Source organism: Vibrio sp. 1CM23M (genome assembly GCF_023161755.1).
Lineage (GTDB): Bacteria > Pseudomonadota > Gammaproteobacteria > Enterobacterales > Vibrionaceae > Vibrio > Vibrio coralliirubri.
Genome location: NZ_JALNTR010000004.1, coordinates 322,855 through 336,366 on the forward strand (window position 1 = coordinate 322,855; position 13,512 = coordinate 336,366).

Here is a 13,512-nt window from a genome sequence, read left to right on the forward strand (position 1 = left end):
ACCAAATGCGAGTCACATCACCTTAACAATTACGCACAAAAAACCACCAAAGCAACCCATTTTGACGTTAATGACGTGGGATTATCTAATTTTAACGTTTTTGACGGGAAACGAGTTTGATTAATTCATCGATAAGGTGTTTTCTTACTCCTGCCAAAGGCCTACAGGCCACTCTTACCACTTCTCAGAATCAACGATGAATCTGGAGCAACGAAGAAGAGGTAGGCCTTTAACCAGAGTGTGTATCTACTAAACAATTTAGCGACAGATAACATTCAATCCATTAGTGAAATGAAAGCAAATAGTAAGGAACAGCTATGCTTGCCAATATAAAAAAAACAGCAATAGCAACAGCAATTATTGCAACTGCTACAACAGGTTTTGCATCAGTAGCAACCGCTGCAGAACGCAGTGAACTGACCGTTCACCCGAAAGAGTACACTACATTCGTACGTAACTTTAACCCGTACCTTGGTGCTACTAACCTACATACTACAACTGACTTCATGTATGAGCCGCTAGTAGTATTTAACGAAATGCACGGTAACACTCCAGTGTTCCGTCTAGCTGAAAACTTCAAGATGTCAGATGATCTGATGAGCGTTGTTTTCGACATTCGTAAGGGTGTTAAATGGTCAGACGGAGAAACTTTCTCTGCTGATGATGTTGTTTTTTCTTTCAACCTTGTAAAAGAGAAGCCAGAGCTTGACCAATCTGGTATCAACTCTTGGGTAACTTCTGTAGAAAAACTGAACGACAACCAAGTTAAGTTCACACTAACAGAAGCAAACTCAAACGTACCTTACGAGATTGCTAAAGTACCTGTAGTACCTAAGCACATCTGGAAAGACGTTAAAGATCCATCAACGTTTACCAATGAGAACCCGGTAGGTTCTGGTCCATTTACAGAAATCGATACGTTTACAGCGCAACTATACATCCAGTGTGCAAACCCGAACTACTGGGATGCAGACAACCTAGATGTTGACTGTCTACGTGTTCCACAAATTGCGAACAACGACCAATTCCTAGGTAAAGTTGTAAACAGTGAAATGGACTGGACGTCTTCTTTCGTTCCAGATATCGACCGTACATACGCAGCAGCTAGCCCTAAACACCACTACTGGTACCCGCCAGCAGGTACACAAGCATTCATCGTTAACTTCAAGCACCCTGATGCTGCGAAGCATGAAGCATTAAGCAACGTTGACTTCCGTCGTGCTTTCTCTATGGCTCTTGACCGTCAAACTATCATCGACATCGCATTCTACGGCGGCGGTACTGTGAACGATTTCGCATCGGGTCTTGGCTACGCGTTTGAAGCTTGGTCTGATGAAAAAACTCATGACAAGTACAAAGGCTTCAACACTTACAACGCTGAAGGCGCGAAGAAGCTTCTTGCTGACGCTGGCTTCAAAGATGTAAACAAAGATGGTTTTGTTGACACTCCATCAGGCAAGTCTTTCGAACTAATGATTCAATCGCCAAACGGCTGGACTGACTTCAACAACACAGTTCAACTAGCGGTAGAACAGCTGAACGAAATCGGCATTAAAGCGAAAGCTCGTACACCTGACTTCTCTGTTTACAACCAAGCAATGCTTGAAGGTACATACGACGTAGCATACACAAACTACTTCCACGGTGCGGATCCATACACGTACTGGAACAGTGCTTACAACTCATCACTACAATCTGGTGATGGTATGCCTCGTTTCGCTATGCACTTCTACAAAAACGACAAGCTAGATGGTCTTCTAAACAGCTTCTACAAAACAGCTGATAAGAACGAGCAGCTAGACATTGCACACGGTATCCAGCAAATCATCGCTGCAGACCAAGTGACAATCCCTGTGATGTCTGGTGCTTACATGTACCAATACAACACAACTCGCTTCACTGGTTGGTGGAACGAAGAAAATCCAAAAGGCCGTCCAAACATTTGGGCTGGTATTCCAGAGCGTCTACTTCATGTACTGGACCTAAAACCAGTTAAATAAGTAATCGTTCAATCCTTGCGGCGTAACCTCTTACGCCGCTTATAAAAATCCCCCCACTCTCAATTGAAAGTATGGCGCTAGTCGTCAGGGGATTTTTCGTTCCAAATTTCGCTAGGAGCGACCTGAATCCAGAAACAGGGAAACAATCTGGGTGAGTAAGGTGTGAGTTATGGGTTATTTTTTAAGACGTTTGTCATTTTATTTTGTCGCGCTATTAGTTGCTGCGACGTTAAACTTTATTATTCCAAGAGCAATGCCTGGTGACCCCGTTACCATGATGTTTGCGAACGCTTCTGTGCAAGTTACTCCAGAGCGTATTGCTGCAATGAAAGAACTATTAGGCTTCGTTGATGGCGGTCTACTGGTTCAATACGTAGCGTACATGAAGAACATTCTTAGCTGGGAACTTGGTACATCAATTCAATTCTACCCACTTTCTGTAAACACACTGTTGGGTGGAGCATTCGGTTGGTCGCTTTTCTTAGCCGGCACCGCAGTTATTCTTTCTTTCTCGATTGGTTCAATCCTAGGTATTTTCGCAGCGTGGAAACGCGGCAGTAAGTACGATGCCTTCGTAACGCCAGGGATGCTGATTCTACAAGCCGTTCCTCAAGTTGTTATCGCAATGATTGCACTATTTACCTTTGCAATTGGCTTGAAGTGGTTCCCAACAGGGTATGCCTACACCGCAGGTACTATGCCTGACTGGACAAGCTGGGCATTCATTAAAGATGTCGCTTACCACGCCTTCTTACCACTGTTCTGTGCTTCTGTTGTTCAAATTGGTGGCTTCCTAGTAAACATGCGTAACAACATGATCAACCTACTAGCCGAAGACTACATCACCATGGCGAAAGGCAAAGGCCTGAGCGAAAACCGAGTGGTATTCAACTACGCAGCTCGTAACGCGATGCTACCGAGTGTGACAGCCCTTTCAATGTCGCTAGGTATGGCAATCGGTGGTCAGTTAATTATCGAAATCATCTTTAACTACCCAGGTCTTGGCAGCGTACTTTTCAACGCAATTAACGCTCGTGACTACCAAGTACTGCAAGGTCAGCTGCTTATCATGACGCTATTCATGCTGTTCTTTAACCTAGTTGCAGACATGCTTTACGTTGTTCTTGACCCTCGTCTTCGTAAGGGTGGTAAATAATCATGAAAGACTTTCTAAAACTCATTTGGCGTAACCCGATGGCCCTAACAGGCGTCATCATCCTAAGTATCTTTATTCTTGGCGCGATTGCAGCTCCATTGATCACTAAACATGTACCAGACAAACGTACAGGTAACCCACACGAATACCCTGGTTTCGTGGTGAAGTCTGCACAAACTAACCCTGATGGCTGGGTTGCTCAAAACCTAGCAGACGACCGCCGTACATTGATCATGTCTAAAAAGGCAGACCACGTACTGGGGACAACTCGTATGGGTCGTGACGTTTGGTCTCAAGTGGTATACGGCGCACGCGTATCTCTTGCTGTCGGTTTTGGTGCGGGTCTAACCGTATGTTTACTCGCAACGGTTATTGGTGTTTCTGCAGGTTACTTCGGTGGCCGTGTCGATGACGTTCTAACAGCCGCAATGAACATCATGCTGGTAATCCCTCAATACCCATTACTGTTCGTAGTAGCAGCCTTTATCGGTGAGGCAGGGCCACTCACCATAACCTTGGTTATCGGCTTTATGTCCTGGGCTTGGGGAGCCCGTGTTGTTCGCTCCCAAACGTTAGCACTGCGTGAAAAAGAGTTTGTAAAAGCCGCTGAAGTTTTGGGTGAATCTTCATTCCGCATCATCTTCGTAGAGATTCTGCCAAACCTTATCTCTATCGTTGGCGCAAGCTTCATCGGTTCGGTGATGTACGCAATCATGATGGAAGCAACCATCTCGTTCCTAGGTCTTGGTGACCCGAACACAATCAGCTGGGGCATCATGCTTTACAACGTTCAAACCTCTTCATCAATGCTGATTGGCGCTTGGTGGGAACTGTTGGCTCCTTGTATCGCACTGACACTACTTGTAACTGGTCTTGCTCTACTTAACTTCGCGGTCGATGAAATCGCTAACCCGCAACTGCGTTCTCACAAAGGCATGAAGCGTTGGAAGAAACTTGCAGCACAAGACAAAGAAGAACGTGAACCAGAACTACCACCACAAAATGCACTTTGGAGCGGAGATAAATAATCATGTCTGAACCACTAATTTCTATCCGCAACTTATGCGTGGATTACATCACAGAGTCTGGCGATGTTCGTGCGTGTAACAACGTCAGTTTCGACATCGCTCCAGGTGAAGTATTCGGCCTAGCTGGTGAATCTGGCTGTGGTAAATCAACGGTCGCTTTCTCTCTTATGCGTCTTCATAAGCCGCCCGCTTACATCAGTGGTGGTGAGGTTATCTTCAACGGTGAGAACATCCTTGAATACAGTGATGACCGTATGCAGTCGTTCCGTTGGAGCGAGATGTCGATGGTATTCCAGAGTGCGATGAACGCACTCAACCCAGTACTACCGATGGAAGAGCAGTTCTGTGACGTAATCATGCGTCACACCAACATGACTCGCGAGCAAGCTAAACAACGTGCTGAAGGTCTACTTGAAATCGTCGATATTCACCCGAGCCGATTGAGTGATTACCCTCACCAATTCTCTGGCGGCATGCGTCAGCGCTTGGTTATCGCTATCGCGTTAGCACTGAATCCAAAGCTGATCATCATGGATGAGCCGACAACCGCACTTGATGTGGTTGTGCAACGCGAAATCCTACAAAAGATCTATGCACTGAAAGAAGAGTTTGGCTTCTCAATTCTGTTCATCACCCATGACTTGTCATTGATGGTCGAGTTCTCTGACCGCATCGGCATCATGTACTCAGGTGAGCTAATCGAAGTAGCTAACTCTCAAGATATTCTAGAAAACCCTTACCACCCTTACACCAAAGGGCTGGGAAGTTCTTTCCCTCCACTGACAGGGCCAAAGACAAAGCTAGCAGGTATTCCGGGTAACCCTCTGAACCTGTTAGAGATCCCTGAAGGGTGTCGTTTCCAAGCTCGTTGTGACCGTGTACATGAAACGTGTACCAAGGTGCCAACCAAGCTGCGTTCTATCGACCCGGGACATTTGTCTAACTGCCACCTGTACGGTGACCCAATAGTACAAAGGAAGCTATAGCTTGCACGCTGACTCAGCGTGAATAACGAACAAGGCGGCTCGACCGCCTAAAAACAAGCAAAGCGAATAAGGATTCTGGAGACAATTATGAACAAAGATTTCGGTCAATTATTGGTAGAAGGCAAGAATGTCGTAAAAGACTTCCCAATAAGCAGTACCACCATTCAAACCCCAATGATGCGTGCGATTAACGACGTGTCATTCAAGATGTACAAAAGCCGCGGCCTAGCGGTGGTTGGTGAGTCAGGTTCAGGAAAATCAACAACCGCAAAAATGATCGCAAAAATGTACGCGCCTTCGGGCGGTACGATCGAATACAAAGGTCGTGATATCCAAGAGATCTCAAGCAGAAAAGATCTTATGCATTACCGTGAAGGTGTGCAGATGGTATGGCAAGACCCGTTTGGTTCACTGAACCCAACACACAATATTTTCCACCACATTGCTCGACCACTGTTGATCCACAAGAAAGTAACTCCGGGCAACAAGAGAGAACTAGAAGAACGTGTTTACGATCTTTTAGAGCAAGTTGGTCTCATTCCGCCAAAAGAGACGGCGAAGAAATACCCTCACCAACTGTCTGGTGGTCAGCGTCAACGTGTCAACCTAGCGCGCAACATCGCGGTAGGTGCAGAAGTTGTACTAGCCGATGAACCAACCTCAATGCTTGATGTATCGATTCGTGCGGGCGTTTTGAACCTGATGGAAGAGATGAAGTTCGAGAAGCAAATGTCTCTGCTTTACATCACTCACGATATCGCAACCGCTCGTTACATCGCTGAAGATCTTTCGGTGATGTACGTGGGACACATGGTTGAATGGGGCGATACCGATGACGTTATTGCTAACCCTCAACACCCTTACACTCAGCTATTGGTTTCGGCAGTACCAGATCCTAAGAAATCGATCCACGAGCAACTTGCTGGCAACAAAGGTGAGATTCCTCTTTGGACACCAGTATCAGCAGGCTGCCCATTTGCAGGTCGTTGTACTCATGCAATGGATAAGTGTAAAGAACAGCTACCAGGGGTTACACAGCTCGCTGATAACCACTTTGTGCGCTGTTACCTACACGAAAGCTAAGCAATAAAACCCAAGTTAGGGTCTGCGGACCCTAACTATTTATATCCAAAACATTCAAGTACCTAGCCAATAGAAACTAGGACTGTCGGAGAATATTGATGCTGTTATTGACCAACCATATTGGCTATGAGTCCACAGGCCCCAAGCAAGCTATCCTACAAACTAAGAAAGCTCGCCTATCTAGCACAACGGCTCTACTCGTCTGTGCAGACAACCATATGACTGTCGGAAGTTTTGATGTGGTTAAACAAGGCCGCGTAGCAAATTGGCATCAAGGGCAATTCTTCACTATCGATTTCAGTTCAGTCACTGAATCTGGTCGCTACTACCTGCGCTTTGACAACCTGCGCTCTGAAGTATTTGAGATTGGTAGCAACCTATTAATGAACCACACATTTTCTGATGTGCTTCATTACTTTAAGTCACAACGCTGTGGCGGGATTTTCGACAAAAAAGATCGACAAGCACAAATTCTAGGTACCGACCGATACGTCGATGTCCACGGTGGATGGTATGACGCATCAGGTGATGTCAGTAAGTATTTTAGCCACCTGTCTTATGGTAACTACCTAAACCCACAACAAATTCCAATGGTCGTTTGGAACATGCTAAAAAGCGTACGCTTGACTAGCCATAATCCAGACTTCCCGAAATTCTCCATGACTCGTCTAACGGAAGAGGCTCTATTCGGTGCCGATTTCTTAGTACGTATGCAAGACGCTGACGGATACTTCTATATGACGGTATTCGATAAATGGAGCAAAGATATCAACCAGCGCGATATCTGTGCTTATGCGACTCAAGAAGGTCATAAATCAACGGACTTACAAGCGGGCTACCGACAAGGTGCAGGGGTTGCTATCGCAGCATTAGCTGCTGCTTCTGAACTTGAAATCTCTGGCAGCTACTCGAGCCACACTTACCTTGAAACGGCGGTTAAGGGTTACTGGCATCTAAAAGAGTACAACCTCCAGTACCTGAACGATGGTGAAGAGAACATCATCGATGAGTATTGCGCCCTACTCGCAGCCAATGAGCTGTATCGCGTAACACAAGACCAGCAATACCTATCAGAAGCAAGAACTTGGGCGACTCGTTTAATCTCTCGCCAACAGTCAGATAATTCATTTGAGAACTTCTGGTCGGCAAACTCTGATGGCTCTCGTCCATACTTTCACGCAGCTGAAGCCGGTCTTCCTGTGATTGCACTATGTGAATACATCAACAACGAAAGCGATGCTGAATTAAAAGAACAGGCTCGCACAGTTGTTGAACAAGCTTGTCAGTTCGAAATCAACATCACCGACAAAGTCACCAACCCATTTGGCTACCCAAGACAATACGTTAAGTCTGTCGATGGTGATAAGCGTGATGCCTTCTTTGTCGCTCAACAAAACGAAACAGGTTACTGGTGGCAAGGCGAGAACGCACGCCTTGGCTCGATCGCAACCATGGCTTACCTAGTTCAACCGCACATTAAAGATAATAACCTTCAGCAGCGTTTAATCCAGCTTTCACAAAATAGCCTTGATTGGATTTTGGGTCTCAACCCATATCACATGTGCATGCTCGATGGTCATGGCCATAACAACCCAGACTACCTGCCTCAGCTTGGTTTCTTCAATGCGAAAGGCGGTATCTGTAATGGCATCACAGCTGGTTTTGAAGATGAGCAAGACATTGCGTTCAATCCACCAGCACAAAAAGATGACATGCTTCAAAACTGGCGCTGGGGTGAACAATGGATCCCTCATGGTGCGTGGTTCCTGTTAGCAACTGCTGCACAGTTCAGCTTCCTAGCTCAGCGTAAGGAGCAATAATCATGACTCTTTACTACGCCGGTATTGATGGTGGAGGCACTTCTTGTCGAGCTCGTATTCGTGACGATCAAGGCAAACTGATTGGTGAAGCGAAAAGTGGCAGTGCCAACATCCTATTGGGCGTGGATGTTGCGATGAAATCTATTGTTGATGCCATTACAAAAGCGGCACAACAAGGGCAACTTAACTCTAACGATTTTTCTAATATGCATGTTGGCCTAGCGCTGGCTGGCGCTGAGCAAAAATCAGCATGGTTCGACTTCATGGCTCAACCACACCCTTTCGCAAGCATGACACTAAATACCGACGCTTATGGCGCTTGCATTGGTGCTCACAATGGCCAAAACGGCGCAATCATGATTGGTGGTACGGGTTCTTGCGGTATCTACCTAAAAGACGGTGAGCAACATGTGGTTGGTGGTCGTGAATTCCCGATTTCAGATCAAGGCGGCGGCGCAGTGATGGGGCTTCGTTTGATTCAACAAGTCTTGCTTGCAGAAGACGGTATTCGCAGCAAAACCCCGCTGACTCTACATGTGATGAATCACTTTAATAATGATGTGGATGCCATTGTCGAATGGTCAAAAGGCGCGATTCCAAAGGATTACGGTCAATTCTCACCAGTGATTTTTCAACTCGCTAACGAAGGTGACGAACTGGCTATCGATATGCTCAAGCAAACCGCGGCTGATATCGAAATGTTTGTCTTAGCACTGCATCGAAAAGGCGCTGACAAGGTGTGCTTAATGGGAAGTATCGCTGAGCGTATTCTCAACTGGCTATCACCACCAGTACAACAATGGATCGTTAAACCTCAATTCGACGCTATTGAAGGCGCATTGATGTTTGCCGGAAAACCACAACACAACTTGTATCAACAGGCTTAGCAGGGAAGTTATATGAATTATCGCATCGACTTAGCTGTTCTTTCTGAACAAAAAAATAACTGCCGATTTGGCCTTACGGTACATAACTTAAGTGACCTCGACGTAAAAGATTGGTCTCTGCACTTTGCGTTTGATCGATTCATCCTTCCAGAGAGTTTATCGCAAGGTGAACTGACTCAAGTTGGCAGCTTTTGCTCGTTCACACCAAGTTCGTCAGTGTTAAAGGCCAACAACCATTACTACCTTGAATTCAGTATTCAAAGCGCCCCGTTCCGTTTCTATTCTGACGGTCTAAACGATGCCTTTATCCAAACACATCACCAAGGTGAAACCTCAGTACTGCCAGTTGCGATATCACCTATTGTTCTAGCGTCACCATACCGTGAACGCAACCAGATACCTGAAGTGAATGCAGCTGAGATTGCATTGATTCCTCAACCGAATCATATCGAACTTCAACAAGGTAGTTTCGCGCTAAGTAGCTTCGCGCTAAATAACGACTGCAGAATTGAAGTTCAATCTCATCTTGCTGATAAGGCAGTCTCTTGGTTCCAGCAAGAATTGCTATTGGCCTTTGAGTTGTCTCTTTCGACCGCGCTTTCAGCTGAACTTTCAAAAGACGAAAGCGGCGACATTCTATTTCGCAGCAACCCGACGTTAGATGAAGCCGAATACAAGCTGACCATCACTGCACAACAGATTATTGCTGAATCAGGCAGCCAGTCGGGCTTTACACACGCTGTGGCAAGCTTGATTCAACTAGTTCAACAACTGGACGCAGAGAACTTCTCTCTACCATGTTGCAAGATAGCCGACCAACCGCGCTTTAAGTACCGCGGCATGATGTTGGATTGCGCTCGTCACTTCCACTCAGTGGATCAAGTGAAGCGTTTAATCAACCAATTGGCGCACTACAAATTCAACGTTTTTCACTGGCACCTCACCGATGATGAAGGCTGGAGAATTGAGATAAAGAGCCTGCCACAGCTAACAGAAATTGGCGCTTGGCGTGGTCCTGATCATGCATTAGAACCGCAATACACCCACATTGCGGACAACTACGGCGGCTTCTACACACAACAACAGATTCGTGAAGTCATTGAATACGCAGAGCAACGCAGCATCACGGTGATCCCAGAGATCGATATTCCGGGACACTGTCGCGCCGCAATCAAATCACTGCCTGACATGTTGGTAGAGCAAGCGGATACCACTCAATACAAGAGCATTCAGCACTACAACGACAATGTACTAAACCCAGGTTTACCAGGCACTTATCAATTTCTAGATGCGGTTATTGAAGAAGTCGCAGAGCTATTCCCTAGCGAATTAATTCACATGGGTGCAGACGAAGTGCCACCGGGCGTGTGGACCAACAGCCCTGCTGCTCAAGCATTGATGAAAGAACACCATTACCAAGACAGCAAAGACCTACAAGGCCACCTATTCCGCTATGCCGAAAACAAGCTTAAGCAACTCGGCAAACGCATGGTCGGCTGGGAAGAAGCACAACACGGCGACAAGGTGAGCAAAGAGACCATCATCTACTCGTGGCTCAGCGAAGAAGCTGCTGTGAACTGTGCTCGCCAAGGCTTTGATGTAGTACTGCAACCGGCACAGTTTACCTATCTCGACATGACCCAAGATTATGCACCGGAAGAACCGGGCGTAGATTGGGCTGCCGTTATCCCATTAGAACAAGCTTATACCTACGAAGCACTTGCTGAGATATCCGACACCGACCCAATTCGTAAGCGGATCCGCGGAATTCAGTGTGCTCTATGGTGTGAGATCGTCACCAACCAAAAGCGTATGGATTACATGGTATTCCCAAGAATTAGCGCTTTAGCTGAAGGATGTTGGACACATAAAAACAACCGAAACTGGCTAGATTACCTATCTCGCCTAAAGGGGCATCTGCCATTACTCGACAGACTCAATGTTGATTATCGCAACCCTTGGAAAGCTCAATAAAACAAACCAAAGCGACACTCACATCGAGTGGTTGCTGACTCAAATTAAGGTGCTCAGTTAGATACGACTCAGCATCACTATTTAAAAATTAGCTGCATAGATGCAGTTTGTTAAAAAGGAAATGACAATGAAATACGGCTATTTCGATAACGACAATCGCGAATACGTCATCACTCGCCCTGATGTACCAGCACCTTGGACAAACTACCTAGGTACTGAAAAGTTTTGTACCGTGATTTCGCACAATGCGGGCGGTTACTCGTTCTACAATTCTCCGGAATACAACCGTGTTACTAAGTTCCGTCCAAACGGCACATTCGACCGCCCAGGACACTATGTTTACCTACGTGATGATGAAACGGGTGATTACTGGTCTATCTCTTGGCAGCCAGTGGCAAAGAGCCTAGATGAAGCGAACTACGAAGTTCGTCACGGCCTGTCATACTCAAAATTCAAATGTGAATACAGCGGCATTACCGCAACAAAGACGCTATTCGTACCTAAGGGTGAAGATGCAGAAGTTTGGGACGTTGTATTAAAGAACAACACTGACAAGCCACGTACTATCAGCACTTTCTCGTTTGTTGAATTCTCTTTCAGCCATATTCAATCAGATAATCAAAACCATCAGATGTCTTTGTACTCTGCGGGCACGTCTTACCAAGAAGGAGTTCTGGAATACGACCTGTACTACAACACTAACGACTTTGAAGGCTTCTACTACCTAGCTTCAACTTTCTCACCAGACAGCTACGATGGCCAACGTGACAACTTCCTTGGTATGTACCGTGATGAAGCAAATCCAATTGCGGTTGAAAACGGTAAGTGTTCTAACAGCGCTCAAACCTGTTACAACCACTGTGGTTCTCTGCACAAGCAATTTACGATTCAACCCGGTGAAGAAGTTCGCTTTGCGTATGTACTCGGTATCGGTAAAGGCAACGGTGAACGCCTACGTGAGAAGTACCAAGACACAGCAAACGTAGACGCCGCTTTCCAAGGCATCAAAGATCACTGGGACGAGCGTTGCAACAAATTCCAAGTTAAGTCGCCAAACGAAGGCTTAGACACAATGATCAACACGTGGACGCTATACCAAGCGGAAACCTGTGTGGTTTGGTCACGCTTTGCATCATTCATCGAAGTTGGCGGCCGTACAGGTCTTGGTTACCGTGATACGGCGCAAGATGCTATTTCAGTACCTCATGCCAACCCACAAATGACCAAGAAGCGTATTATCGACCTGCTTCGCGGCCAAGTGAAAGCGGGCTACGGTCTACACTTGTTCGATCCTGACTGGTTCGATCCAGAGAAAGCAGACGTTGAGCCATCAAAATCACCAACGGTTGTTCCAACACCGTCAGATGACGACAAGATCCACGGCATTGAAGACACATGTTCTGATGATCACCTATGGATCGTTCCGACCATCATCAAATACGTAATGGAAACCGGTGAGCACGACTTCTTTGATGAAGTGATTCCATACGCAGACGGTGGCGACGCGACAGTTTACGAACACATGAAAGCGGCACTGAACTTCTCTGCAGAATACGTGGGTCAAACGGGTATCTGTAAAGGCCTTCGTGCTGACTGGAATGACTGTTTGAACCTAGGTGGCGGTGAATCATCAATGGTTTCATTCCTACACTTCTGGGCGCTACAAGAATTCCTAGATCTTGCTAAGTTTCGTAATAACGATGCTGACGTTGCGAAATACACTGAAATGGCTGCTAACGTTCGAGAAGCATGTGAAACGCATCTTTGGGATGACGAGGGTGGTTGGTACATCCGTGGTCTGACTAAAAATGGCGACAAGATCGGTACCGCTCAACAAGCTGAAGGTCGTGTACACCTTGAGTCAAACACGCTAGCAGTTCTATCTGGCGCGGTATCTCAAGAACGCGGTGAGAAAGCGATGGACGCTGTTGATGAGAACCTTTTCTCTGAATACGGCCTACACCTAAACTCTCCATCATTCGCAACACCAAACGATGACATCGGCTTCGTAACTCGCGTTTACCAAGGCGTAAAAGAGAACGGCGCAATCTTCTCTCACCCTAACCCATGGGCTTGGGTAGCAGAAGCGAAACTAGGTCGTGGTGACCGTGCTATGAAGTTCTACGACGCACTGAACCCGTACAACCAAAACGACATGATTGAAACACGTTACGCAGAACCATACTCGTACGTGCAGTTCATCATGGGTAAAGATCACCAAGACCACGGCCGTGCAAACCACCCTTGGTTAACGGGTACGTCGGGTTGGGCTTACTTCGCGGTAACCAACTTCATTCTTGGTGTTCGTACAGGCTTTGAAGGCTTAACGGTTGATCCTTGTATCCCGACTGATTGGCCAGAGTTCGAGGTTACTCGTCAATGGCGTGGCGCAACTTACAACATCACAGTGCAAAACCCGAATGCAGTAAGCAAAGGCGTTGCCTATATCACTATCAATGGTGAGTCAGTTGAAGGCGCAATCCCAGTACAAGCAGAAGGCAGCGTGAACGATGTTGTCGTTGTTCTAGGCTAGTCACGCAATTTAACGAACAGCTCTTGTCTCAAGTCTTTACGGGCT

9 protein-coding genes are annotated in these 13,512 nt (G+C 46.4%); all 9 read left to right on the forward strand.

Annotated elements, in window-relative coordinates; all coding sequences use genetic code 11:
• The first annotated feature begins 317 nt into the window (after positions 1–317).
• The 9 genes from MSG35_RS15680 to MSG35_RS15720 all read left to right on the forward strand — a co-directional run bounded on the left by MSG35_RS15680 (position 318) and on the right by MSG35_RS15720 (position 13,467).
• A complete protein-coding gene (locus MSG35_RS15680; RefSeq protein ID WP_017056650.1) occupies positions 318–2,000 on the forward strand; it encodes an ABC transporter substrate-binding protein in 1,683 nt (560 codons plus the stop codon).
• A gap of 169 nt (positions 2,001–2,169) precedes the next feature.
• Positions 2,170–3,156: an ABC transporter permease gene (locus MSG35_RS15685; protein WP_017633262.1), complete on the forward strand. Its 987-nt coding sequence runs from the start codon at positions 2,170–2,172 to the stop codon at positions 3,154–3,156.
• A 2-nt stretch (positions 3,157–3,158) separates the two neighbouring features.
• Positions 3,159–4,184 (forward strand): ABC transporter permease, encoded by a 1,026-nt coding sequence (locus tag MSG35_RS15690; RefSeq protein WP_017056648.1) that lies wholly within the window; start codon positions 3,159–3,161, stop codon positions 4,182–4,184.
• A 2-nt stretch (positions 4,185–4,186) separates the two neighbouring features.
• Positions 4,187–5,170, forward strand: coding sequence for an ABC transporter ATP-binding protein (locus MSG35_RS15695; RefSeq protein WP_048605693.1), 984 nt, complete (start codon positions 4,187–4,189; stop codon positions 5,168–5,170).
• A gap of 87 nt (positions 5,171–5,257) precedes the next feature.
• Positions 5,258–6,253 (forward strand): ABC transporter ATP-binding protein, encoded by a 996-nt coding sequence (locus MSG35_RS15700; protein WP_248384500.1) that lies wholly within the window; start codon positions 5,258–5,260, stop codon positions 6,251–6,253.
• Between the two features lie 98 nt (positions 6,254–6,351).
• Positions 6,352–8,073 carry a glycoside hydrolase family 9 protein gene (locus MSG35_RS15705; RefSeq protein ID WP_248384501.1) on the forward strand — a complete coding sequence of 574 codons (1,722 nt, stop codon included), beginning with the start codon at positions 6,352–6,354 and terminating at the stop codon, positions 8,071–8,073.
• A 2-nt stretch (positions 8,074–8,075) separates the two neighbouring features.
• A complete protein-coding gene (locus tag MSG35_RS15710; protein WP_248384502.1) occupies positions 8,076–8,960 on the forward strand; it encodes an N-acetylglucosamine kinase in 885 nt (294 codons plus the stop codon).
• Positions 8,961–8,972: 12 nt separating this feature from the next.
• Entirely contained in the window at positions 8,973–10,934 is a 1,962-nt protein-coding gene (locus MSG35_RS15715) for a family 20 glycosylhydrolase (protein WP_248384503.1), read from the forward strand.
• Between the two features lie 127 nt (positions 10,935–11,061).
• Positions 11,062–13,467 (forward strand): N,N'-diacetylchitobiose phosphorylase, encoded by a 2,406-nt coding sequence (locus tag MSG35_RS15720; protein ID WP_248384504.1) that lies wholly within the window; start codon positions 11,062–11,064, stop codon positions 13,465–13,467.
• The last annotated feature ends 45 nt before the right edge of the window (positions 13,468–13,512 follow it).